Origin of the sequence: Peribacillus sp. TH14 (genome assembly GCF_016651145.1) — a bacterium.
Lineage (GTDB): Bacteria > Bacillota > Bacilli > Bacillales > DSM-1321 > Peribacillus > Peribacillus butanolivorans.
The window spans coordinates 797008-820628 of record NZ_JAEKEK010000001.1 but is presented as its reverse complement, the minus strand read 5'-3'; the positions used below and the strand labels follow the sequence as shown (position 1 = coordinate 820628).

Annotated in this window: 26 protein-coding genes and 3 pseudogenes; 25 read left to right on the top strand and 4 right to left on the bottom strand. The window is 36.2% G+C overall.

The features are described 5' to 3' along the window. Window positions 1-317: 317 nt before the first annotated feature. From JFU50_RS04140 to JFU50_RS04050, 21 genes and pseudogenes are all read left to right on the top strand, one after another. Window positions 318-623 (top strand): hypothetical protein, encoded by a 306-nt coding sequence (locus JFU50_RS04140; RefSeq protein WP_201221805.1) that lies wholly within the window; start codon window positions 318-320, stop codon window positions 621-623. Continuing rightward, window positions 623-1075, top strand: a complete 453-nt coding sequence (locus JFU50_RS04135) for a hypothetical protein (RefSeq protein WP_201221803.1) — start codon at window positions 623-625, stop codon at window positions 1073-1075. The genes JFU50_RS04140 and JFU50_RS04135 overlap by 1 nt, the downstream gene beginning before the upstream one ends. A 105-nt stretch (window positions 1076-1180) precedes the next feature. Continuing rightward, window positions 1181-1312 (top strand): hypothetical protein, encoded by a 132-nt coding sequence (locus JFU50_RS31345; protein WP_274608343.1) that lies wholly within the window; start codon window positions 1181-1183, stop codon window positions 1310-1312. 163 nt (window positions 1313-1475) lie between these two features. After that, window positions 1476-1814, top strand: coding sequence for a hypothetical protein (locus JFU50_RS30395; RefSeq protein ID WP_207196277.1), 339 nt, complete (start codon window positions 1476-1478; stop codon window positions 1812-1814). A 234-nt stretch (window positions 1815-2048) separates the two neighbouring features. Beyond that, window positions 2049-2540: a DinB family protein gene (locus JFU50_RS04125; protein WP_098372726.1), complete on the top strand. Its 492-nt coding sequence runs from the start codon at window positions 2049-2051 to the stop codon at window positions 2538-2540. Between the two features lie 476 nt (window positions 2541-3016). Then, window positions 3017-3484: a GNAT family N-acetyltransferase gene (locus JFU50_RS04120; RefSeq protein WP_201182107.1), complete on the top strand. Its 468-nt coding sequence runs from the start codon at window positions 3017-3019 to the stop codon at window positions 3482-3484. 742 nt (window positions 3485-4226) lie between these two features. Further along, window positions 4227-4574 carry a leucine-rich repeat domain-containing protein gene (locus JFU50_RS30595; protein WP_242486109.1) on the top strand — a complete coding sequence of 116 codons (348 nt, stop codon included), beginning with the start codon at window positions 4227-4229 and terminating at the stop codon, window positions 4572-4574. After that, a complete protein-coding gene (locus JFU50_RS04115; RefSeq protein WP_342214742.1) occupies window positions 4553-5077 on the top strand; it encodes a leucine-rich repeat domain-containing protein in 525 nt (174 codons plus the stop codon). Before JFU50_RS30595 ends, JFU50_RS04115 begins: the two co-directional genes overlap by 22 nt. A 212-nt stretch (window positions 5078-5289) precedes the next feature. After that, window positions 5290-5766: a GNAT family N-acetyltransferase gene (locus JFU50_RS04110; RefSeq protein WP_201182103.1), complete on the top strand. Its 477-nt coding sequence runs from the start codon at window positions 5290-5292 to the stop codon at window positions 5764-5766. A gap of 273 nt (window positions 5767-6039) precedes the next feature. Then, window positions 6040-6798, top strand: coding sequence for a class I SAM-dependent methyltransferase (locus JFU50_RS04105; RefSeq protein WP_201221801.1), 759 nt, complete (start codon window positions 6040-6042; stop codon window positions 6796-6798). A 612-nt stretch (window positions 6799-7410) separates the two neighbouring features. Next, on the top strand, window positions 7411-8436 hold the full coding sequence (locus JFU50_RS04100) for an alpha/beta hydrolase (RefSeq protein WP_207198774.1): 1026 nt from the start codon (window positions 7411-7413) through the stop codon (window positions 8434-8436). Between the two features lie 376 nt (window positions 8437-8812). Beyond that, window positions 8813-9394 (top strand): hypothetical protein, encoded by a 582-nt coding sequence (locus JFU50_RS04095; protein WP_201182096.1) that lies wholly within the window; start codon window positions 8813-8815, stop codon window positions 9392-9394. Between the two features lie 164 nt (window positions 9395-9558). Beyond that, a pseudogene (locus tag JFU50_RS04090) lies at window positions 9559-10349 on the top strand (phosphotransferase). A 222-nt stretch (window positions 10350-10571) separates the two neighbouring features. After that, window positions 10572-11129 (top strand): cysteine hydrolase family protein, encoded by a 558-nt coding sequence (locus JFU50_RS04085; protein WP_201182092.1) that lies wholly within the window; start codon window positions 10572-10574, stop codon window positions 11127-11129. 138 nt (window positions 11130-11267) lie between these two features. Continuing rightward, entirely contained in the window at window positions 11268-11573 is a 306-nt protein-coding gene (locus JFU50_RS04080; protein ID WP_201182090.1) for an NIPSNAP family protein, read from the top strand. Window positions 11574-11772: 199 nt separating this feature from the next. After that, the gene (locus tag JFU50_RS04075) at window positions 11773-12465 is read left to right on the top strand and encodes an aspartate/glutamate racemase family protein (protein WP_201221797.1); all 693 of its coding nucleotides are present in this window, start codon (window positions 11773-11775) and stop codon (window positions 12463-12465) included. Between the two features lie 214 nt (window positions 12466-12679). Then, window positions 12680-12958 (top strand): ArsR/SmtB family transcription factor, encoded by a 279-nt coding sequence (locus JFU50_RS04070; RefSeq protein ID WP_201221795.1) that lies wholly within the window; start codon window positions 12680-12682, stop codon window positions 12956-12958. A gap of 98 nt (window positions 12959-13056) precedes the next feature. Further along, the gene (locus tag JFU50_RS04065) at window positions 13057-13440 is read left to right on the top strand and encodes a VOC family protein (RefSeq protein WP_201221793.1); all 384 of its coding nucleotides are present in this window, start codon (window positions 13057-13059) and stop codon (window positions 13438-13440) included. A gap of 483 nt (window positions 13441-13923) precedes the next feature. Next, window positions 13924-14493, top strand: coding sequence for a dihydrofolate reductase family protein (locus JFU50_RS04060; protein WP_201221791.1), 570 nt, complete (start codon window positions 13924-13926; stop codon window positions 14491-14493). Between the two features lie 232 nt (window positions 14494-14725). After that, window positions 14726-15361, top strand: coding sequence for a DUF3885 domain-containing protein (locus JFU50_RS04055; protein WP_201221789.1), 636 nt, complete (start codon window positions 14726-14728; stop codon window positions 15359-15361). A 558-nt stretch (window positions 15362-15919) separates the two neighbouring features. Further along, the gene (locus JFU50_RS04050; protein ID WP_201221787.1) at window positions 15920-16276 is read left to right on the top strand and encodes an NUDIX hydrolase; all 357 of its coding nucleotides are present in this window, start codon (window positions 15920-15922) and stop codon (window positions 16274-16276) included. Window positions 16277-16475: 199 nt separating this feature from the next. On the opposite strand, the pseudogene JFU50_RS04045 reads toward JFU50_RS04050, so the two are convergent. After that, window positions 16476-16592 (bottom strand): annotated as a pseudogene (locus tag JFU50_RS04045) (YjcZ family sporulation protein); the annotation flags it as partial. A gap of 920 nt (window positions 16593-17512) precedes the next feature. On the opposite strand from JFU50_RS04045, the gene JFU50_RS04040 reads away from it, so the two are divergent. The 3 genes and pseudogenes from JFU50_RS04040 (at window position 17513) to JFU50_RS04030 (ending at window position 19466) form a co-directional block, all read left to right on the top strand. Next, window positions 17513-17899 (top strand): hypothetical protein, encoded by a 387-nt coding sequence (locus tag JFU50_RS04040; RefSeq protein WP_201221785.1) that lies wholly within the window; start codon window positions 17513-17515, stop codon window positions 17897-17899. Window positions 17900-18074: 175 nt separating this feature from the next. Then, window positions 18075-18227, top strand: a pseudogene (locus JFU50_RS04035) (DUF4279 domain-containing protein); the annotation flags it as partial. A gap of 306 nt (window positions 18228-18533) precedes the next feature. Next, window positions 18534-19466 carry a catalase family peroxidase gene (locus JFU50_RS04030; RefSeq protein ID WP_201221783.1) on the top strand — a complete coding sequence of 311 codons (933 nt, stop codon included), beginning with the start codon at window positions 18534-18536 and terminating at the stop codon, window positions 19464-19466. Window positions 19467-19525: 59 nt separating this feature from the next. Here the strand turns inward: JFU50_RS04030 and JFU50_RS04025 are convergent, their stop codons facing one another. Beyond that, window positions 19526-21196, bottom strand: coding sequence for an ABC1 kinase family protein (locus JFU50_RS04025; protein WP_053344855.1), 1671 nt, complete (start codon window positions 21194-21196; stop codon window positions 19526-19528). A 15-nt stretch (window positions 21197-21211) separates the two neighbouring features. Then, window positions 21212-21514 carry a phasin family protein gene (locus tag JFU50_RS04020; protein WP_201221781.1) on the bottom strand — a complete coding sequence of 101 codons (303 nt, stop codon included), beginning with the start codon at window positions 21512-21514 and terminating at the stop codon, window positions 21212-21214. Between the two features lie 257 nt (window positions 21515-21771). Between JFU50_RS04020 and JFU50_RS04015 the strand changes: the two genes are divergently transcribed. Beyond that, window positions 21772-22521: a glucose 1-dehydrogenase gene (locus tag JFU50_RS04015; RefSeq protein ID WP_201221779.1), complete on the top strand. Its 750-nt coding sequence runs from the start codon at window positions 21772-21774 to the stop codon at window positions 22519-22521. A gap of 298 nt (window positions 22522-22819) precedes the next feature. Here JFU50_RS04015 and JFU50_RS04010 read toward each other — a convergent pair whose 3' ends face one another. Continuing rightward, window positions 22820-23611, bottom strand: a complete 792-nt coding sequence (locus JFU50_RS04010) for a TIGR00266 family protein (protein WP_053344859.1) — start codon at window positions 23609-23611, stop codon at window positions 22820-22822. Between the last annotated feature and the right edge of the window lie 10 nt (window positions 23612-23621).

The following is a 23621-nucleotide window of genomic DNA, read 5'->3' as shown; positions in this document are numbered from 1 at the left end:
TCTTGCAGTATCATAGCTTCGCTTGTTATACGAGATCTTGGTCCCAACCAGCCAAATCATGTTTAAGCAAGTAGGGGGCGAACTGTTTAGTTGACGGGATCTTAAGCCCCACGGGCAGGTACGTTCTACCTCGGCTACCGTTATCATATATCGATATAAAAAATGGTCAACCAGAAATATTTTCTGGCTGACCTTATAATACGAAGGGGCAGGATAGTTGAAGAAGCTTTCTCAATATTTACTGTTTCCCAAAGTTGTTTCTTACAGCTACAATAGTGGTGAAACACACTGAGAAACTGAGAAGGAGCTTATGCTATTTGAATCTTATTAAATATTTTGGAATCCAGTTTATTTTATTTACTGGAATAATCCTAACAGGGTCTTACTCAGATAGTTACATAAGCGATCCATATTTTTACACTGATTTAATAACAATCTTTAACTTAAAAATGGATGGTCTAGAGCATCTTAAAAAGTTTCTGGTCAATACAAAGGTCAATCCAGAGCAGTATATAGTAAATGGATGGAAAATGGAAAATGGAAAGTCCAAGCGTATGTATAAGGACAGTTATAATTCAGATGGTTCTTTTAAACATAGAAAACATAAACCGGTGGGTAGATAATGAATAAAAAATTGATATCAGCATTATTTGAGTATGTAAAAGGAAATATAACTAGTGATAAATTGATGGGAATAGCAAGCGAAACATTAGATATTTATAAAGTGGATAAGGACGGACAATTTTATTATATACTATCAAAATTATTCGATGACCCAGATGATAATATCATTCAAGTTAAGAAAGAGTATGTAATAAATATTCTAAGCAAATATTTAAAACAACAAATAAGCTTAGAAGAATTTCAGTTATGGTTTTGGGATATAGTTGGCCTAAATGTAGATACAGAAGATCCCGATGAAGAGGAGTTGATAGTCTATTTAGTACACACTTTCGACAATCAAGAAATATTTGAAATTGACAATGATATGATTAAAAAGACATTAGAGGTGTTAAACGCTAATTGGGATTCGGTAAAAACCATTAAGGTAGTTAAGGAAATAATATCAAATTAACATGATAAGACTAATGAAAATTATAATTGGGTAAATAAATCCCCTATCCTTTTGAACTGTACCCCAAATGTTAGACACAGTCTAACTTTTGGAGGTGCTTTTTTAATGGTGAAATTATTTAATAAAGAAAAATTACAAGCTGTACAACGAGTTCTTAAGCGACAGGAATCGCTTTCATCCATTGCCTATGATTTGAAAAAAGACGATGGCGATTTGAGGTTGTGGGTAAAACGATAAGAGAGTATTTTTCTGTAGGAGTAATAGTTGAAATGAAAGATCGGAGCTGTCTTTAAGGCAGCTTTTTATTATGGAACTATAGGGGCAGGATAGTTTAAGAAGGAATCCAATTAAGTTTCGTTGAATTAAATACCAATCATATTAACATACCGAGGTGTAACTGGTGGGCAGGAACAAATATGAAGGCAGTTGGATAGAATCAAATTTTATTGAAATTGATTGGATGTTAAGTAAGGAAAACTTAGTTAAACTGTTAAAGAGTGTCGTAAATCGAACAGGTCAATTTACTCATCAACAAATTTGTAATTGGTGTGATAAACATTATACAGATGAGACTGAACTAGATGACGAAAAGTTATACGACGTATTAGAGGATATTTCTGCACAGTGGGATTTATATTTAACAAACACTTACTCACTAAAAGAACTACAACATATGGATTTTTCTAAAGTAAAACTTCCCATCGAATGGTTTGAGAGGTGGTTAGGGGAATTATCTTAATAGATTTTTAATTGGAAGTTTGTGAAGAGTTGTACTTAAAGTAACGGGTGCTTTACTTCAATAAGGAAGGTTGCTTCGGCAGCCTTTTTCTTATTGAACTAAAGGGGCTGAATAGTTGAACAATAATTAATATAAAAGAAATTCTGTCTAGAGGAATACTCTTTAACTGATGCGAATCTATTGTAAGGTAAGCAATAATAAATTCAATCTAGGTTAAATTGGAGGGAATAGAAAATGGATGTAAAGACACTTTTGTTACAACAATGGGCAAGCTGCTTAGATGAAGAAGACTGGTTTCCACCACTTGAAAAAGTGCTAGAGGACATCACTTTTGAACAGGCAATTTGGAAACCAGCTGATGGGGCAATGAATTCCATTTGGGAATTAGTTTGTCATTTACTTTTCTTTGAAAAGAGATATCTGATGCGATTTCTTGGTGAAACAGCGAATGAACCACAGGCAGAAAATAATGACTCTACATTTCGATTACCAACTGAGACGTTAGAAAATTGGAAGGAAACAAAACAAGAATACTTTTATGTTCATCGTGAACTTGGAAAAATACTAGCAAAATCAGAACATGAAGATTTGTATAGACAGATTCCAGGAGATAATTCATTAGTGCTTGAACTGAAGAGTTTAGCAATGCACGACGCATATCATATTGGGCAAATTGTATTCCTTAGTAAAATGCAAGGTGCTTGGGCAGCGAAACGCAGCTTTTAAAAAAGCCTCATTAGCTTTACAGTTATTCCATTATGGGGGCTTTAATGGAATAAGAACGGGAACGTCCAAATCGGACGTTCCCATATTTTATACCTGAAAAACAACAATACTATTTAACAAAGCCTAAGATAAAAAAAAGTTTGTGAAGATTTTCACTTAAACTAACAGGTGCGTTAGTTCTATAAGGGGTCCCGCCAACATTTTAACGAAAATATACGCTAAGCCTCCAACGATTACCGGCTTGGCGTTTTTTATTACTCTAAGGGGTCTGCCACATGCCCATCAAGCTAAGGGCAAATCATTACCCCAAAAGAGAAAAAAACGCTATCCTTTCTGTAATATCATCTTACATATGAATTATTTTTAATTAAATTTAAGAAACTTTCATTTTATTTATAAATGGTTTAATCCTATAATTAGGAATAAGAATATAAGTTTATTTTCAAAAATTACAGTCGTAAGTTGGAGGAGATTTCATGACGGATTTCGCTATACGCCTTGCCACCCCCGAGAACCGCAAAGAGATTTTCAATGTTCACCGTCATTCAGTCCGCAACCTCTGCTCAGAGCAATACACGGAAGAGCAGATCAACATGTGGCTGGATGGGAGGGACCCGGACATGTACCTCCCTGCGATAGAACGCGGGGAGCTTTGGGTCGCAGTGTCGGACAGGACAATCCTTGGTTTCGTCGAAGTGGAGGGTAACGAGGTAACCAAACTCTTTGTCTCCGGAGCGGCAGCGGGTTCAGGAGTCGGTAAAGCCTTGATGGTGAAGGTCATCGGGCACATTCGAAAGAATGGGAAGACACGGATCTACTTAGAAGCCACAACCACGGCACGGGATTTCTATCGCAAATTGGGCTTTGTTGAGACGGGAACAGGCACTTTCTCGCAAGGCGGAGCGGCGGTTTCGTTGGAAATCGTCAAGATGGAACTGGTCTGAATCCGGTGCCGGGCCGACGGTGCAACGAGAATTGCACTCACCAATGACAGTATAAGTAGAAAACCACCAATAGGGTCGCTCTTTAGTAGAATAGCCTCTCGGCATTCGCCGAGGCAGGTGGGGCAAGGATTTCCCTGCACCACCAAATTTGTAATCCTCCCACTTTCGTAGGGGGATTTTTTATTCTACCGCCACCCGAACTGGAAAAAGATTGACTTAGGGCTAGTGATAGCAATAATAGGGGTCCAGACAGCATTTTGGCAAAATTGTACTTTAAGGATATAAATGTTGATATAAAAGGGGTGTTCCATTAACGTTCGTTTATGGTACTGATGCATTTAAACTCAATCCAGGCTAAATATTAGTACCAAAAGGTGTTCCAAAATCAAAGTATCAGTTACACCCTTTATGAAACTATCTTAACGTACGTAAATCACCTATTTTCCACTTTGAAAATTTCTTAGCGTACAAAATTTCCGAAATGTTGGCGGTACCCCTAATAGGGGGTAGCATCAGGAAAATGCGTATTTACAACGATAAGCATTCTGATACAAGTCATATGGACATTATGAACTCTATTTTGTAGGTTTAAGGCAACTTTTTCTTATTGAACTATCGGGGCAGGTTAGCTCAAGAAGGACAAGATAAAGAAGAATAACTTTTGCTATACAGAAAATGAAAAATAGAATACATTTATTCGTATGGTAAATTTCTTGATGAATAATTAATAGGAGGAGATTAATTGGAAATTAGCTTTCCCCATGCTAAATTAAATTCTTTGCCGAATATAAACTTATCTCTGAATGAAATTACGGAAATCAACCTTTTCGATAATAATTTTAGAGGGATTCCAGAAGAAATATATATAATGAACAATTTAAAAGTGTTAAATATCTCTGCTAATGAGCTTGAAAAAATCTCTGCTAATATAAAAAATTTGAAAGAACTTAGAATGATGGACTTAGGACATAATCAGATTGAAATAATTCCATCAGATATAGAATACCTTGTGAATTTGGAGGATTATTTATATCTTCACAATAATAAACTCCAAACAGTCCCCCCGAAATTAAAAGCCTTAAAAAATTAAAATATTTAAATCTAAGCGATAATAAATTGAGTGAATTACCAAGAGAAATTGGTGAATTAACCAACCTGATAGAGTTACGCTTAATGAATAACAAACTTAATAAGATACCTAAGAGCTTTAGCATGTTAAACAATATTAGAGAGCTGCATTTTAAAAATAATCAACTCACTACTCTCCCAGAAATATTTGAAAATTTGACGTTATTACGGGTTTTGGATTTGGAAGAAAATCAATTAAAACAAGTCCCGAATTCACTCAATCAATGTGAAAAGTTAAGACGATTGAATTTGAGAAATAATCAATTGACAACGTTACCCTATGGAATCGGAAAGCTAGTAAATTTATTAGAATTAGATTTAAGGGGTAATCAATTGATTGAATTGCCGGATTCTTTAATGGAAATTGAGGGATTAGAACGTTTAGATTTAAGATGGAATCCTAACTTGAAAATACCGAAATGGTTAGAAAAAGTAGAAGAAAAAGGTTGTATAGTTTATTTATAAGCTAGCTTTCAATAACATATTCAACTCATTGATAATAAATTATGAGGAGTCGGATTGTGGTTGTTACTAACGGGTGCTTTACTTCAATAAGGGAGTTGCTTTGGCAGCTCTTTTTCTTATGGGGCTAAAAGGGCAGGTTAGCTGAAGAAGGTATTAACTGTTTCGATATATAATAATGTATTTAAGTATCTAAATGATAAGGAGAGTTTTACATGGAATTTTTACCGATTGAAGTAGAAAAGCATCGTAAATATGTCATTCCTTTTCGCAGAGATTCCTTTATTGTTAGTTTTGGAACAGATAAAGACTTCGGAACCGAGGAGGATTACCTTACCTGGCTCGAAAATCAAATTGCAAAATATTCAGAAGGTTTTGTAATAGTAGTAGAAAACGGCATACCAATTGGTCAACTGGAGCTTACAATACGGCAGTACGAAGGGAAGGAGATTGGTTATGTAAATCTATATTACCTAATTCCTGAAAAACGTGGGGCTAGTTTAGGTAGGAATTTACATGAGTATGCTTTAAAGTTTTTTCAAAACAAGGGAGTAACTGAGTATCATCTTCGTGTTTCACCAAATAATCTTCAAGCAGTATCGTTTTATCATAAAAATGGATTAAATGTGCTGAAATCCGAATTAGATGGAAAAGTAGTTAGAATGAAAGGGATAGTAGCATTATTAAGTTAACGTGTTTTTACTTAACCCAAGAGCTGATGAACAGCTCCTTTTCTTATTATTGAACTATCGGGGCAGGTTAGTTGAATAAGATATTTATGGACTTAAAACAAATTGAAATAACTGTATTAAGTTTAAAGAAAGTATATAATGTAACAATATTGTATAGAAAGTGAGTGATTTAATATGATAGTCAGCTCTTTACCTACATCTAATAAACTTGAGGTGCGGAAGTTTTAATACTTCAATTAAAATTCTTCCGCATATAATATCGGAGGAAATGAAATGTTTAGTTATTATGGTGCATTAAGTACGGAAGTGTATGATTTTACCAAACCAGTGGGGTATTCAATCGACGGTGATATTGAATATTATCTTGAAAGATTAAAAGGGACTAAAGGGAAGATACTTGAAGCTGCTGTCGGATCAGGCCGATTCTTAATTCCCTTACTTGAAAATGGATTTATTGTTGATGGCATTGACTATTCAACTGAAATGTTAGATTCTTGTCGAAAACGATGCAGAGAAAGAGACTTAAATCCGAAGCTATATGAAGGTAACTTATGTAGTTTTTCTTTGGAATCAAAATATGAAGCTGTCGTTATACCTACAGGCTCCTTTTGCTTGATTGAAAATTTAATGGATGCAAAAGATGCTCTGAAATGCTTTTATAATCATCTAATGCCAGGAGGACGTGTAATAGTTGATTTGGAATTACCAAGCAATTGGCGTACAGGAGAAATTACTACTGCAACCTTTCCTCTTTCTAACGAAGAAGGCATTTCATTAGAAAGCAAGTCAATTGAAATCAACTGGGTTGACCAATATACTTTATCTTATTTAAAATACGAGAAATGGAGAAAAGGTAAGCTGGTAGACACAGAATTACAGAAGTTTGCAATGAGATGGTACGGAATCGAAGAATTCAAACTTATATTAGAAAGCGTTGGTTTTTCTGATATTACTTGTTCTGCTGATTATACTTACAAAAAGCAACCATCAAAAGATAGCCAACTCATTACATTTGAAGCTGTACGAAAATAATATAATCGCACATTTATGAAACTGGATGTTTGCAAAAGAACTGAGCGTTATTTTTCGCTCAGTTCTTTAATTTTATATAAAAAACATTTTTAACTAAACCTGCTAATAGTTTGTGAATAATTACACTTAAACTAACGGGTGCGTTAGCTGAAGATCGGAGCTGTCTTTAAGGCGACTTTTTCTTTATTCGAAGAAGGATTTCCACTTGCTCACGAACAAATATTAGAAAAAGCATTTAAAGGTGATACTGAAGAATTAATATAAGGATCTTACATATAGTAAAATGTGGCATTGCATAAAGTGCAACGTTTATAAGATATCCCTAAGAAAATATTTATGATGTTGAATTGAACCATCAGGTGATACTGGAATTTTAGAGGACATTAAAAGTTAACATCAAATTCCTAGAGAAAACAAATTAATGCTATTGTATATCTCCTAAAGGGCGTGATGACCATATCGAGCATACCACTCGGTTACCTTATTTCTGTGCTTTTTGTCGCTTGGTGCACGTATTTCGTAGTGGCACCGCCCAACTTTTCTCGAATTTTTAATTCTTTAGGTTCTTACTGTGGCGTAATAAATGAGCTACCATTCTTTGCACTTTTCTGGTTGACTGGTTCAACTTCGTTAGCCTTTATTGAAGGCGACGTTCATTCTCCGGTTGGGTGGATGGCTTTTGGAATAACAATTTTGGCAGTGGGAGCACTCTTAGTGATTATCCATCGGGGATTACAAACTTCTCCTGTAGTCAGTCAAGCCATGGATGATAGTCTGGAGAAAAAGTGGCGTACTACTATTAATCCTAAGATTGAGCGCCGATTACACAAGAAATTTAGTTCCACAGCTTTACTCGGTCCATTCTTTAAAAGACGATACGATATAGAGAGGATTGCAAACATCAACTACGGTAATGCAGGTATGAGAAATAAACTAGATGTTTATCGCCATCGTTCTCATCCGACGGACTGCCCCACGTTGGTGCATTTGCACGGTGGAGGATTTGTAGGCGGTAAAAAGAACAGCCAATCTCTCCCTCTTATTTACCAGCTCGCGAGCAAGGGGTGGGTGTGCATCAGTGCGAACTACCGCTTAAGTCCTGACGTAAAATTTCCCGACCACTTGATTGACATTAAGAAAGTGATTGCTTGGGTACGCGAGCACGGGTCCGAGTACGGAGCTGACCCTACGACGATATTTTTAGCTGGCAATTCGGCTGGGGCTCATTTGACTGCTATGGCTGCACTAACTCCAAATTCCCCTACATTCCAGCCGGGTTTTGAGTGTGTGGACACGTCGGTAATTGCCGCCATTTGTCTATACGGCTATTACGGTTATATCGATACAAAACCTGGATTATTCTCATCTCCTATGGCTTACAGTGGAAAAGAAGCACCGCCATTCTTCGTGGCGCATGGTGATCAGGACAGGTTAGTGCCCGTGGAAAATGCCCGACGCTTCGCGGAGCACCTGCGTGATTCCTCATCTAATCCGGTTGTTTATGTCGAACTTCCTGGTGCTGAGCACAATTTTGATTTGTATCACTCCATACGTACCGAAGCAGTCGTGCATGGCATTGAAGCCTTTACCGCTTGGGTTCGGGCCGATAACAAACATAATTCAAATAAAATCTTTTAGGAGTCTGATCACCTATTAGAGACAAGACCAGACTAATAGTGGTTGTTGCAGGGAACGCCTAAGTGTTTTGTTTTCACAACTTAGGAGAATTGTAAAATTAGAGCTGAATACTAATCTTCAGAGGCCATGAATTATCTGTTATTATCAGACAGTTTTTTGATATTTTCCCTTTTATGTCGTAGTTTGGTCAACTCTATAAGAAAGCCACTAATTTGGTGGCTTTTTGTTGCAAAAAAACAGGATGGTAAAGTTAAAAATTACAAAAAAAGTATGATGATGTAAGAATAAAAGGGGGAATTATTTTGTTGGGGAATAAAGTTAAAAAATCAAATGAGAATTTAATCATTGAATGTGGTGTGAGGTTGGAGGTGATTACTTGAGGAAATGGTTTCTTTTTATTAGCCTATTTTTTGTTTTATTCTTTTTATCAGCTTGTTCATCAAATCCTTCTCTGGAACTAGTAGATGCGAATGTTGATATTGTTAAAGATAAAAGTTTAGTTGGTTCAATTGGGATAACTGAAGGAGAAAGAAAGGGGGATGAGCTGATACCGACAGCTTTATTTTATGAATTTACCATTAAAAATACAGGTAATAAAACAGTAGGTAGTATTGGAGAAGCTGATAAAGGAATTGAACTTAAGATTGAGCCCAAAGACAAATTAAAATCGGTGTCAGAAGATGTAATAGGCTTCAATATTTATAATCCTGAAGATTATAACGAGAGTGGTGTAGGGTTCGGTCAATCTTTTCTATCAGTTCTTAAGTCTGACGAAAAGGGTAAGTATACTTTTAACTACGATTTAGGTGTAAGCGAAGAAAATTCCCAGGTTCCACTACTTGTACCTTCAAAAGAAAAATTAGATGAACTTAAAGAGTGTGCATTTAATGCTTTTTTAGTTGTAACAATAGGAAATCAAGAAATAGCAAGATTTGACTTGAATAAACTTAAAAACTAACTTTCATTTTAAATTTATTTGTTGAACTAACAGGTGCGTTAGCTGAAGATCGGGAGCTGTCTTTAAGGCAGCTTTTTCTTTATGCAACTAAAGGGGCAGGTTAATTGAATAAACAGGAATTGTTTTACGGGTTATAGAAAGTCATATCAGGGAGGAATATATAGATGTCAAACCATGAAAACGAAGAAATGCTAACAGGAGGGAATGTTTCTAATGTTTATCGTTCGGGAAATACTGTGCGACGAGAATTAAAGACAGATAGTCCCAAAATTCATAAGCTATTAAAGCATTTGGAGAACAAAGGTTTCAGTTATGCACCAAAGTTGTTAGGTATTGATGAAAAAGGAAGAGAGATATTATCATATATTGAAGGAGAAGCTGGTAATTATCCTTTAAAAGAATACATGTGGTCTGAGGATGTATTAATAGAAATAGCGAAAATGCTCCGTCTTTATCATGATTCTGTCAGTGATTTTTCATTTGATGATAGCTGGCAATCGATAGATAACACCCCCAACAATTTGAGGTACTATGCCATAATGATTTTGCAATATACAACATTATTTTTAATCATAAAAGACCAATAGGTATTATTGATTTTGATGTTGCTGGACCTGGTCCAAGACTTTGGGACATAGCTTATACTCTTTATAATTGCGTCCCCTTAAGTAGATTTTATCTTTCTGAAACAGGTGAGAAAGTTTATTATAATTTATTACAGCATGCTAACCGTATAAAACAAAGAGTTAGAATGTTTTTTGAATCTTACGGTGAGGGAATAGAAGAAGATTATTTGGAAATGGTATTGCTACGATTAGAAGGGTTATGTAAAACAATTACAAGAAAAGCCAGTGAAGGTGACATTGCTTTTCAAAAGATGATAGATGAAGGGCATCTTGAACATTATCAAAACGATATTAAATTCATTCGAGAGCATGGAAAAGAGTGGATTTAAGGGCAGGCTTTTGTTGAACTAACGGGTGCGTTAGCTGAAGATCGGAGCTGTCTTAAGGCAGCTTTTTCTTTATGCAACTAACAGGGCAGGATAGTTCAAGAAGGTATTAGTAAATCTTTTGACGAAAATATAAAGAGCTTAGTAAGAAGTGCTTAAATACTATCTGATATTTAATAAAAAACAGGAAAAAACTAACTGCTAATAACTTTAGGGGGAAAAATATTGAAACAAACATTACTGATAATCGATGCTCAACAGGAATTAATAGAAGGTAATAAAGAAGAACAAGGAGTCTTTGAGAAAGAAAAAATCGTTAATAACATTAATACTGTAATTGAAAAAGCGATAAATGAAAGTATCTCCGTTGTTTTTATAAGAGATTTAGATGTTTCAAATGGAGAAGGACCTGGATTCCAGATACACAGGGATATTAGAGTACCATCAACTGCTATTATATTTGATAAAGCTGCCACAAATTCGTTTTATGGCACTCCATTACACGAACATTTAAGTAAAAACAATGTAGACCATATTGTAATAATGGGATGTAAGACGGAACATTGTATTGATACAGCTGTCAGAACAGCAACAATCAATCATTTTGATGTAACATTAGTTGGTGATGGACATTCTACTTCTGATTCCAAAAACTTATCTGCAAAACAAATAATCCTTCATCATAATGAAACCCTTCACGGTCACTATAATGTAGACAATTTTTCACTTGTTAGAAATACTAATGAAGAATTGTTTAAACCTGTTCACAATAATTACCGATAATAATCATCTTCAACTAAAGGGTGCTTTACTTCATTATCAGGAGCTGATCAGCAGCTCCTTTTCTTATGCAACTATAGGGGCAGGTTAGTCGAATTATATGTTATGATGGAAAAAATGGCTTTTTTTAGGGGGGTTAAAATGGTTACATGCTATTTGAAATATGTTATTGACCCATATAAATTAAATGAGTTCGAGGAATACGGTAAGATGTGGATTCGATTAGTTAATAAATTTGGCGGTACACATCAGGGTTATTTTCTTCCACATGAGGGTGCTAATAATATTGCTTATGCATTATTCACTTTCCCAAGTTTAGCAGCATATGAAGAGTACCGAGTAAAAATGGCATTGGATGCAGAATGTCAAGAAGCATATAATTTTGCAGAAGAGACTAAATGTATTTTAAGTTATGAGAGAAGCTTTATGCGTCCTATATTCGAATGAACATACATTAAAGTTGAAAAATAATCTATACATACCTTGTTAAGCTAACAGGTGCTTTACTTCAATAAGGGAGGTTGCTGCGGCAACCTTTTTCTTACGGAACTAACGGGGCAGGTTTAATTAATAAGAAAGATATTTTACTATGTCTATTAAATTTATATAAAATTTTTAGTATATTTCAAATGGAAGGGGAATATTTATGAAAACTATTGGTCTTATTGGTGGAATGAGTTGGGAGTCATCGTTAGAATATTATCGTATTATTAACGAAGAAGTGAAAACCAAATTGGGAGGATTGCATTCAGCCAAGTGCATTTTATATAGCGTAGATTTTGAAGAGATCGAACGCTATCAAGCTGAAGGCGATTGGGAAAATTCTGGTAAACTATTAGGGGATGTTGCTCAGTCTTTGGAAAAGGCTGGTGCAGAAATTATTGTAATTTGTACAAATACGATGCATAAAGTGATTAGATATATTGAAGAAAAAGTTAGCATACCTATTTTACACATTGCTGATTCAACAGCAAATCAAATTCAAAAGTCCGAAATAAGTACGGTTGGTTTACTTGGTACTAAATATACGATGGAGCAAGACTTTTATAAAACACGAATAGAGTTTAATGGTATTAAGGTTTTGATACCAAATGATGAGGATAGAAAAGTTATAAATAAAGTAATTTATGAAGAGTTATGTTTAGGGAAAATTCAACAATCATCAAGGGATTATTACAAAAAGGTTATCAAGAGTTTAGTTGATGATGGAGCTGAAGGAATAATATTAGGTTGCACAGAAATTGGATTATTAGTAAAACCTGAGGATTCAGAAGTGCCATTATTTGATACAACAGAAATACATGCTATTGAATCTGTTAATATGGCATTAGAAAAATAATTTGATTAGACACTGTACTTCAATTCTAGGTAAATCTCTTTTTCCTTATTCATCTAACAGGTGCTTTACTTCAATACCAGGAGCTGAAAAGCGACTCCTTTTCTTATGGAACAAACGGGTCAGGTTAGTTGAAGAAGAAAAGTGTTAATAATTTATTTTTCTATAATGGTTCAAACTACTATCATGCAACCATACAGTTGCTTATACTCGATATATGAATTGGGACAAAGACTCTATATTCAAAGCACTTGGAGACTCGACTCGACGGCTAATATTAGACGAACTTTCTGAACGTAACGAGCAGACGTTGTATGAACTTACGGTACGTCTTATTACGAAGCACGACCTTTCCATTACGCGACAGGCGATAGCTAAACATCTTTCTGTACTGGAAGATGCAGGGCTCGTAAAATCAAAAAGAGAGGGAAAATATCGAGTAGTTATATTTAACAACGAACCACTTAAAAATTTGCTAAAAGGATGGATAGAGTAAGTTATTTTAAAAACTTCTGACGAATGTAGGGGTTTTTCTGCTTGGAGCCATTGTTTGCAGAGCACTAACGTGGTAAATATCAAAGGAGGCAAAACATTATGAAAATCATTGTTACCAGTATATTCGTACAAGACCAAGACAGGGCACTGGAATTTTATTCAGAAAAGCTGGGATTTGTAAAAAAGCATGACGTTCCCATGGGGAAATTCAGGTGGATTACGCTTGTTTCTCCCGATGATCATGACGGTACCGAGCTTTTACTCGAACCGGATGAGCATCCTGCCGCAAAGGAGTATCAAAAGAAGATATTTGCCGAAGGCATCCCAGCAACAATGTTTGGCGTTGCAGATATTCATAAAGAGTACAAACGATTATTGGAAAACGGCGTGAAGTTTACTATGGAGCCGACAAAAATGGGCGAAGTCACAATAGCTGTCTTCGACGATACATGCGGCAACCTTATTCAGATATTACAGAAGTAACTTTATGTAGAAATAGATGTAACCTAGTTCTAAACGGCTTTATTGTTATGTTTTAAGTTGGGTGAAGTGTTTTTATCAATAATTAAACAACTTTATGTTAACCCTGTCCTAATTTTAGGACGGGGTTATACATGTTTAAGGTTTAATGATAAATGACATTGTTGTAATTCTCCAATAGATATGTAATATTGTGAATAAGTTCAATTAAACTAACGAAGAGCGATTCTTTAATAAGGATCGCTTTTCTTATTGAACAAACGGGGCAGGATAGTTCAAGAGTGCATATTGATTTGTTCAACAATTGGTCCATATTCTTGAATAACTAATTGTGGAAATAATGGCAATTTGAGATGATTGTTATTAAGTTAAGGCAGTTTAATAACATCAGTAACTTTATTCAGAAATAAATGCTGTAAATAATGAAAATATAAAAAAACTTGGCGGGAGAAACAATATCTAAATGATTAAAGGGAGGAAGAAACTATGTCCAATAACGTAAGACCAAGAAGAATAATTTTAGATTTAGCAATTACTTTAGATGGTTTTATTGAAGGGGAAAATGGGGAAGTTGATTGGTGCATCATGGACTCTGAGATGGGGTTTATTAATTTCTTAAATCAAATTGATACTATTTTATATGGAAGAAAAAGCTACGATTTATGGGGACAATTTACTCCAGAAATTGAAGATATTGATACTGAAAAAGAAATTTGGGAATTAGTTCATAGTAAGGAAAAATATGTGTTTTCCAGAACGCAAAAAGGGACTGATAATAAAGCAATATTCATAAATGATAATATTCTTAAAGAAGTAAATAAATTAAAGAATAAGCCTGGTAAAGACATCTGGTTATATGGTGGAGCAAGTCTTATTACAACTTTTATCAATTTAGGGCTTGTTGATGAATTTAGATTATCTGTTCACCCTGTTATTTTGGGAGAAGGAAAACCGTTGTTTATTGATATAAAACAGAGGTTGAATTTAAAAATGGTTAATACAAGAACGTTCTCCTCTGGCGTTGTGCAACTAATCTATCATTTGAATGGGAATTAATAATATTGCACATTCCAAAGATAAAATACAATATAGGTAATACTCGATAGTAATTGTCACTACTTCAACAATCGGGCGCGATTCTTGAATAAGGTTCGCTTTTCTTATAGAACTAACAGGTGCTTTATTTCAATAAGGAAGGTTGCTGAGGCAGCCTTTTTCTTATGGCACTAACGGGGCAGGATAATTCATTAAGGAATGGTATAATGAAGGAAATTAACGAGGTGCAAAAATGCTTTTAAACGACTTTGTGAATGAGAATTTCCCAAACTTAGAACTTAGACCACCCTTGTTTTATAGTTGGAAAATCGGTATCCGTTTTGAGTTAGGTGTGGACTATGATAGTGAATATGCTTATGAAAATAGCCCATATCTACATCGAGTATATAAAAGGGCTATCACTTTATTTAAGTTCTTGCATTCTCATAACGATGATATTTATATCGTAGTTGACGTAAACGATTATGCAGATGGTTTTAAACATAAATCAAAAACTTTTTCGCGTTATATTAAAGAGAAATCGGTCCTATATGGGTTAAACCAAAAAACAATTCCTTATATTTTTCCTGACGATGATGAAGAAGGAAAATATAAAACTCATAGATTTACTTTAAAATGTAAAACTTCTGACTTCAAATACATTCCAATGTTAAAAGCAATCTGCAATCAGGATATGGGTATAAGACCAAGTATTTATAATAGCGTCTATTTTATAAACATCAACAGGAAAACTATATTTCACGTTTATGATGACAGGGGTTGTGATTTATTGGCAACCACGTCTGAAACAATAAGAGAGGTTTATGACAAATACAACGATTGGATATTAGATTACGACAGAAATGAAATAGACGAGATATTCAAATAAAGGATGTCTTCTTGTTGAACTTACGGGTGCTTTAGCTGAAAATCGGTGCTATTGGTAATTATATATGCTTACGATGCTGTTTAAGGAGTGAGATAAAATATTAAATTTACCAAACTTTTCAGAAGTGAAGATATTAAAACTATCTGTTCATGCATTGTTACTAGGTGTTTTATTAACTTTAGTTAGTTTAATTGTTAATGATGTTATTTCAATTGTTTTTCATGAAAGAATTACATTGAATTTATTTTTTATTAATTTAATTATGTTTTTTTGGGTTTTGTGGGCAATGCAAAATACAAAATATCAAAAATAATGAACTTGAGTTTAGTTAAATAAAGTATTTTTTATTCAGCTAACGGGTGCTTTAGCTTAGGATCGGAGCTGTCTTTAAAAGGCAGCTTTTTCTTTATGCAACTATCGGGGCAGGTTTGTTCAATAAAGCAGTGTATTGAAGCAAAGTGTTAAAATATATATTAGAAAATTAAGAGGTGGTATGGTGTGAAGAGAGTAGATGTTGTATATGCGTTAATTTATGACGAAATAACATAAAAAGTATTAATGGTTAATAATCAGCATTCAACTTGGTCACTACCGGGTGGGGCAGTTGAAATAGGAGAAACCTTAGAACAAGCTGTTATTCGGGAAACAAGAGAAGAAACAGGTTTAGTAATTGAAGTAGGAAGTATTATTGCGGTTAATGAGGTATTTTTTTCAAAACAGGGACATCACGGTTTAATGATTACATTTGGAACAAAAGTTATTGACGGAGAAATTACAATTGAAGACAAGAATGAAATTGCTGAGATTAAATGGGTGGACATAAATACTGCTAATAACTTAATGCCATACCATAGAGAAGGAGTAGAAAGATTACTAAAATCCTCGTCACCTTACACTTTTCAGGGTGAATGTTAATAAACAAATTTATAACATAGAATCTTAATCAACTAACAGTTGCGTTAGCTGAAGATCAGAGCTGTCTTTAAGGCAGCTTTTCTTTATGCAACTATCAGGGCAGATTAATTGAAGAAACCGACCAATAAAGGTCGGCTTTTTTCATACTATTTTAGCAGCAACCTCCGTAACCGCCCCCGTAACCATAGCCACCGCCGCCGTATCCACCAACAAAGCTAGCTCCAACAATGATTAAAAGTATAAACAAAACGACTATAAAGGCGAAACCTCCACCAAATCCAAAACCGTCGTCACATCTTGATTCACAACCTGACATACAGACATCTCCTTATTTGTTTTTAAGGAGGAAATTAATTAAATGGGTTATATCACCTTATGCTCTAATCAGGAAAATGACACAAGTTTATTGGATAAAATGTTGGGGGTACCTCTTATTGAATGTAAGCCGCACGGCATATAAACTGTGAGTCACTTTTTCTTGAAAGACAAAACTTAGGTTTTTTTTATCGAAGTGGTTTTATTGCAAATGTGCTTAGCTATTGCTTGTGCTATGGTGGTAACGTCAATAAAGGTAATTGGTATCCTAACTTTTTACGGAGTAATGATATACCTATTTAATTAGACGGGAAAACAAGAAGAATACCCTTTTATAGGGTCTTTTTTAGTTCTTTTCTTTATGGGCTATAGGGCAAGATAGAAGGACCATATATAGGACGTAAATAAAATACCCTTTTTCCGTACCTCCTAATACTCGCACCTTCATATGACCCACCCTAGGGCCTGCACAACTGCACTACGCGTAACGGCATACGGCATACAGCAAGACTACTTATCATAGGAGGTATGGACAAGGGTTAAGATATGATATGGTCACATACTCCAATCAGTGCACCTATCTCCACAAAGATATTGACCATCACATACCATCGCACTCAATCCACGTACAATGTAGGAGACGACTTTACGTATAATGAGAAAAAATGAAAAAATTCAATGAAATCAAGGGTTTAAATGTACGATAATATCTAAAATCATACTTTCAATAATATCCTCAAAAACGCCCTTGTTCCACTAACATGGCAGGAGAGAAGTTGATCCGGCATTATCAAAGCTGTTTCAGCGTGGTTTTATTGCCGTTGCGGAGTTTATTTCTGGATCTAGTTAAATACCCAAGAATTCACACGAAGCCTAACATATTATTTATTATTGTGTTTATAAAATAGAGGAGGAATTATGTTGTACACTGAATTACAATACCAATGGAATCAACCTCAACAAATAGAAAATGATGAAAGAATTATATTTGGAGGATTTGGCCCCGGAATGGGAATGGGAATGGGAATGGGATTTGGCCCCGGCATGGGAATGGGCCCTGGAATGGGAATGGGCCCTGGAATGGGAATCGGCCCTGGAATGGGATTTGGCCCTGGGATGGGATTTGGCCCTGGAATGGGAATGGGCCCCGGCATGGGATTCGGCCCTGGAATGGGATTCGGCCCTGGAACGGGATTTGGCCCTGGAACGGGAATGGGCCCCGGCATGGGATTCGGCCCTGGAATGGGATTCGGCCCTGGAACGGGATTTGGCCCCGGCATGGGATTTGGTCCTGGAATGGGATTTTGAGGATTTGGTTTCCCGGCATGGGTATGGGTAATTGAGAAAGTCAGTTAACATTAAATTAACGAATTATATCTAGATGATGTTGTCCAAAAGAAAACTTTTGGGTAGCGTTTATGCTTTAATTTTTTTATCTAGCTTATTAAGCTAACGAGTGGCGTTGGTTCAAGAAGAAGACCAACTCAAAGAGAAATATGTTTTAGCGTTTATTTTTATGATTGTAATTCGAGTGGAAAATAACGAAAAACCCGCAATGTATTTACAGAAAAACATTATAGATTTTGCTAGTTTAATTCAAGCAGAAATCCATTTTGATTTATATATATTTAGTTAAAAGTGAGCATTTATGATTTTTCAGCAAGAGCGTATTAATGGTTAGGAAGTTTCTTTAGGGCAATTTAAAGGTGAGGGACCTTATTATCAATGATATTGAGAAACTTCTATAACTGTAAATTGAATATAATATTTTACGCTTGGATTTTATTCCAGGCGTTTTATTGTTCATTAAATAGCTGTGTAGTGAAAGAATGATTTAAGCGGAATGTGCTATAGCCAGTTTAAATAGTATAAGCAAATAGAATAATGGGTAGAGGTAATACAAATGAACAATTATTTGTATTACAAAAGATGGGGTGTCGTTATGGAGGAAAATAAAAAACTGAAATCCGAGCTAGGCAGTAGGGCAGTAGATGTTATTGAAAATGTAGCAGGAACATTTCCTGGGTATCGGCGCGCGCATGCAAAGGGGAATGGCTATGAGGGGGTTTTTACCCCTAACGGAAAAGCGGCTCCAATAACGGTGGCAGCGCACCTTCAGAATGAAGCAGTGCCGGTAACTATTCGTTTTTCAAACAGCTCCCCAATCCCCAGTCATCCTGATGCACTTTCACCTGTAAAGGGAATGGCTGTCAAGTTTCAATTGCCGGACGGAGAGGTGACAGATCTTATCACTGTGACCATTCCGCTATTTTTTGCAAAAACACCGGAAGCGTTTGTTGATATTGTCGACTTTTTCAAATCTGCAAAAGATGGTTTTCCAAACCTAAAAGAGCTTGCAACAATATTTATAAAATACCCAGAATGCAAAGCGAGTCTTCAAATGCTAAAAGAAATGCGGTCACCTGCCAGTTTTTCAACGTGTCAGTACTATTCTATTCATGCATTCTATTTCATTAACGCGGATGGAAGACGTCAGGCCATCAAGTATCAGTGGGAACCAGATGCCGGTCTGAGTATGCTGGCAAAAGAGGAAGTAGCCATGCTTTCGTCAGATTATTTGAATGAAGATATGAAAGAGAGGCTCCAACAAGGTCCAATAGGCTTTAAATTGAACATCCAATTAGGAGGAGAAAATGATCCAACTGATGATCCAACCGTGGTTTGGTCGGAAGATAAACAGGTAATCACGGTCGGGCATTTATCCATTACAAAAAAATTGGATTCTTTTGCAGATAATTTACTGTTTGATCCAACTAATATCACCGCTGGAATTGAGTGCTCGGAAGATCCGATCTTACATTTTCGCCATAGAGTATATGCCGTTTCATATGATCGTCGCACACATAACCAATGAATGAATTCATGAAAAAGAGAAAATCCTTACTAATGGGATTTTCTCTTTTTTTCGTGAGTCTACATTTTCCCTGATCTAAAAATAGTATAAAGCATTAGTAAGAACATCAGGGTTGCAACGACAAATCCGATTTCAATAACTGGTATTTTCCAAAGAAGAAGAGTTTCCCCTCCTATTGCTGAGCCGATAATGAGGCCGACCATGATTATGCTAAAGGCAAGCAAGATAATACTGAAAGACAACCGGTTCGAGATTTGATCAAGTTTATGTAAAAATACCTGAAGCTCGGGGATATTGATATCTAATCGCAATTTTCCTTTTTTAATAATACCGGTTACTTCTCTAATATCCTTCGGAAGTTCGGCCATGGCTTCTGCAGTCTCGACAAATTGATTCCAAGTGTTCTTAGCGATGTTCTTTGGATTATAGCGTTCTTTTAACAACCTTTCTCCAAAAGGTTCAGCAGCCTTCATAATACTGAAATGAGGATCTAATTCCTCGATAATGGCTTCCATAGTAAGCAGAGCCTTACCTAGCATCGTAAATTCGGGAGGGATTTGGACATGGTGCTGATTAGCAACTGTAAAAAGGTCATTGACCGCTCCGCCTAAGCTAATCTGACTCAATGGGATGTCATAATATTTAATTCGCAATTCATCAATATCATATCTTAACGCAATCATATCGGTTTCGTCTGTAAGAAGGCCCATATCGGAGAGTGTCTTAATCAGTCCATTGGTACTTCCCCGTTTTAGATTGATGACAAGTGATGCGAACTGAAATTTCATCTCATCCTCCAAACGCCCTACCATACCGAAATCCATGAGTGCGACGATATTCCCCGGCAATATGACGATATTGCCAGGATGAGGATCGCCGTGATAAAAACCATCAATTAAAATTTGTTGAAGCATGGAATTCGCTAATCTTTCCGCTATTTTTCGACGATCATAGCCTTCATCATCAAGCTGCTTATAATGATTGATCTTAATGCCTTGAATAAAGTCCATGGTTAAGACTCTTTTTGTTGAAAATTCCCAATGAATCCTTGGTATCTTAATCCCTTGATTATTCATGAATTGTTTGGCTATTTTTTCCCCGTTTCGCCCCTCGGAGTTATAATCGAGTTCTGCCCGCAGTGATTTAGCGAATTCATCAATCATTTTTCTGATTTGGTATCGTCTCCCCCAAGAAATGCGTGCTTCCATCAGTCTTGCTAAATCATCGAGAATTTCCAAATCCGTTTCCACTGTCGGCAGAATATCAGGCCGCTGAACTTTGATTGCTACCACTTCCTGTGATGGCAGCCGTGCAACATGAACCTGCCCAATCGAAGCAGTTGCAAGAGGGAGTTCATGAAATTCGAGAAAAAGGTTCTCTAAAGAATCACCCAATTCATCTTCAACAATCTTTCTTACCTTATCAAATGGAAAAGGTGTGACTTGGTCCTGCAATTTTTCAAGTTCACGGACAATTTCTTCCGGAACGAAATCACGCCTTGTACTTGCAATCTGACCAAGCTTTATGAATGTAGGACCCAAGCTTTGTAAAATCGTATGCAACCGCTCCCCGATTGAACGAAGGTTCAGGTTTTCATCGGGTTGTAGTTTCGAAGCGGATTTGCTTTCAGATAATCCCAAACGGTATATGAAATAACCAAAGCCATTTTTCAAAAAGGCATTAATGATCTCCTGGTAACGTTGTGCGTGTTTCAGTCGCTTGCCAAACATTCAAGTTCCTCCAGATCACGGTTGTATGTTTTGGTTTTTTTGCTCTAAAATTACTATCCGACGTTCTAATTCCCGAACTTCTTCTTTGGTTGCCAGATTCAAACCATTAAGTGCTTGATTGACCTTAGCTTTGACGGACTCATCCAGTTGTTTTTGGGCTAGTTCACCTTTTTCAACCCATTGTTTAATAAGAACTTTAGAGTCTTCTTTACTGATATCCCCTTTTTTCACAAGAGAGTCAACTGCTTTTTCAATTTGTTCTTTTGTAGCAGCGGCAGCACCTAAGCCTAAGGAAAACACATTTTTTAATAAGTCCATTTTTACATTCCTCCAATATAAGATTTTTTACACTGTAAGAAAGATAATAGTGGGTGCTCTTCACCCTAGTTAAACCATGATGTTTCTATTATCATACATCATTAAGGACTACTACTAAAATATAATGGGTCTTATTGATTGTTGATTGTTGATAATAAAGTAAAAAATATGACAAATATTTTAGCGATGTGTTTGAAGAGAAGCTGTTTGGATATTATGATAGGAAAAAAGTTTGTAGCGAAAGAGAGGGAAATATAATGAGTTTTACCAAAAAAACAGTGATTATAACAGGTGCTTCTAATGGAATAGGGAAAGGCGTCGCAAAAGAATACGCAGAAAATGGTGCTTCGGTCGTTCTGGCAGATTTGGACGAGCAGGAGGGTGTACGGTTTGTAGAGGAACTCAAAAAGAAAGGGCATGAAGCGTTATTCGTAAAAACGGATGTTCGGAAGGAGGCTGACATCCTTCATTTGATGGACGTTACTCGAAAAACATACGAGACAGTTGATATATTAATTAATAATGCAGGGAAAGTTTTATTCAAATCTCTATATGATCTGACGATTGAGGAATGGGACGATATGATGAATACGAATTTGCGAAGCGCTTTTCTTTGTTCCCGGGCGGCAGCAACATATATGCGAGATAATGAAATGGGAGGGGCAATCATCAATTTGGCATCAACAAGAGCAATTATGTCAGAGCCGGATTCGGAATCCTATGCCGCAACAAAAGGTGGAATCGTTGCTCTGACTCATGCACTCGCCGCTTCGTTCAGCAAAGAGAATATTACGGTTAATTCGATTTCACCGGGGTGGATTGAAACGGGGGATTATGAAGCGCTAAGTGATAAGGATCATAAACAGCATTTTTCCAATCGTGTTGGCAAACCAGAAGATATTGGAAGGGCCTGTCTCTATTTGACAGCATCAGAAAATGATTTCGTTACCGGTGTTAACCTTATTGTCGATGGCGGGATGACAAGAAAAATGATATACGAGGAATAACCCTATTTTCTTCTATAGAGATATTGCAGTTCAGTTCCGAGCTCCCGGTTGAGAAGCTGTTTCATTTCTTCAAGCTCTTTAGTGCCAATAAGGTAATCTGCAGCTGTCCATTGAATGGTATAAAGAAAATAGTAATCTCTTATTTTTCGGAAAATAACAGGAGAGTTCGGAAATTAATCGAAAATCGCTTTGATATTATAGCGTCTCATGTAGACCCACTTAACAAGTTACATCTAGCTATCCATCCTTTTCAAAGACCGACCTATGACTGTCAAAGTGGCAGCCATAGGTCCAGTTCTTATTTATCGTTGAATAAATTGAATAAACCTTTCGCTATACTGCCTTCGTCAGAAGATCCGCCATTTTGCGGCATAGCAGCAAATACACGGCTGGCAAGACGGCTGAACGGCAATGATTGTACCCAGACGGTCCCTGGTCCTTTTAGAGTTGCGAAAAATAAACCTTCGCCTCCAAATAAAGCCGTTTTTACTCCTTTTACGAACTCGATATTATAATCCACGCCGCTAGTCATAGCCACTAAACAGCCTGTATCAACACGTAAAACCTCACCTGCAGCCAATTCCTTTTTATGGATCGTGCCACCAGCATGAACGAAGGTCATTCCGTCGCCTTCAAGTTTTTGCATGATGAAGCCTTCACCGCCAAAAAAGCCTGTTCCTATTTTTCTTTGAAACTCAATTCCGACAGATACACCTTTGGCTGCTGCTAAGAAAGCATCCTTTTGACAAATGATTTTTCCGCCGAGCTCACTCAAATCCATGGGAATGATTTTACCTGGATACGGTGAAGCAAAGGAAACGCGTTTTTTATCATACCCTTCGTTTGTAAAAGCGGTCATGAAAAGACTTTCTCCGGTAAGAAGTCTTTTACCAGCACCAAAAAGCTTCCCCATCATTCCGCTATCACTACTTGATGACCCATCACCAAAGATAGTTTCCATCTTGATTTGATCTTCCATCATCATCAAACTTCCTGCTTCGGCGATTACTGTTTCTTGAGGATCTAATTCCACTTCTACAAACTGCATATCATCACCATGTAATTTGAAGTCTATTTCATGATTGTTCATTTACTATTCC

Excerpts from the sequence above, each read along its gene's own strand:
- JFU50_RS04135 (WP_201221803.1), top strand. The coding sequence starts at position 623 with ATGAATAAAAAATTGATATCAGCATTATTTGAGTATGTAAAAGGAAAT.
- JFU50_RS31345 (WP_274608343.1), top strand. The coding sequence starts at position 1,181 with ATGGTGAAATTATTTAATAAAGAAAAATTACAAGCTGTACAACGAGTT.
- JFU50_RS04125 (WP_098372726.1), top strand. The coding sequence starts at position 2,049 with ATGGATGTAAAGACACTTTTGTTACAACAATGGGCAAGCTGCTTAGAT.
- JFU50_RS04120 (WP_201182107.1), top strand. The coding sequence starts at position 3,017 with ATGACGGATTTCGCTATACGCCTTGCCACCCCCGAGAACCGCAAAGAG.
- JFU50_RS04110 (WP_201182103.1), top strand. The coding sequence starts at position 5,290 with ATGGAATTTTTACCGATTGAAGTAGAAAAGCATCGTAAATATGTCATT.
- JFU50_RS04105 (WP_201221801.1), top strand. The coding sequence starts at position 6,040 with ATGTTTAGTTATTATGGTGCATTAAGTACGGAAGTGTATGATTTTACC.
- JFU50_RS04080 (WP_201182090.1), top strand. The coding sequence starts at position 11,268 with ATGGTTACATGCTATTTGAAATATGTTATTGACCCATATAAATTAAAT.
- JFU50_RS04075 (WP_201221797.1), top strand. The coding sequence starts at position 11,773 with ATGAAAACTATTGGTCTTATTGGTGGAATGAGTTGGGAGTCATCGTTA.
- JFU50_RS04070 (WP_201221795.1), top strand. The coding sequence starts at position 12,680 with ATGAATTGGGACAAAGACTCTATATTCAAAGCACTTGGAGACTCGACT.
- JFU50_RS04065 (WP_201221793.1), top strand. The coding sequence starts at position 13,057 with ATGAAAATCATTGTTACCAGTATATTCGTACAAGACCAAGACAGGGCA.
- JFU50_RS04060 (WP_201221791.1), top strand. The coding sequence starts at position 13,924 with ATGTCCAATAACGTAAGACCAAGAAGAATAATTTTAGATTTAGCAATT.
- JFU50_RS04055 (WP_201221789.1), top strand. The coding sequence starts at position 14,726 with ATGCTTTTAAACGACTTTGTGAATGAGAATTTCCCAAACTTAGAACTT.
- JFU50_RS04050 (WP_201221787.1), top strand. The coding sequence starts at position 15,920 with ATGGTTAATAATCAGCATTCAACTTGGTCACTACCGGGTGGGGCAGTT.
- JFU50_RS04030 (WP_201221783.1), top strand. The coding sequence starts at position 18,534 with ATGGAGGAAAATAAAAAACTGAAATCCGAGCTAGGCAGTAGGGCAGTA.
- JFU50_RS04025 (WP_053344855.1), bottom strand. The coding sequence starts at position 21,196 with ATGTTTGGCAAGCGACTGAAACACGCACAACGTTACCAGGAGATCATT.
- JFU50_RS04020 (WP_201221781.1), bottom strand. The coding sequence starts at position 21,514 with ATGGACTTATTAAAAAATGTGTTTTCCTTAGGCTTAGGTGCTGCCGCT.
- JFU50_RS04015 (WP_201221779.1), top strand. The coding sequence starts at position 21,772 with ATGAGTTTTACCAAAAAAACAGTGATTATAACAGGTGCTTCTAATGGA.
- JFU50_RS04010 (WP_053344859.1), bottom strand. The coding sequence starts at position 23,611 with ATGAACAATCATGAAATAGACTTCAAATTACATGGTGATGATATGCAG.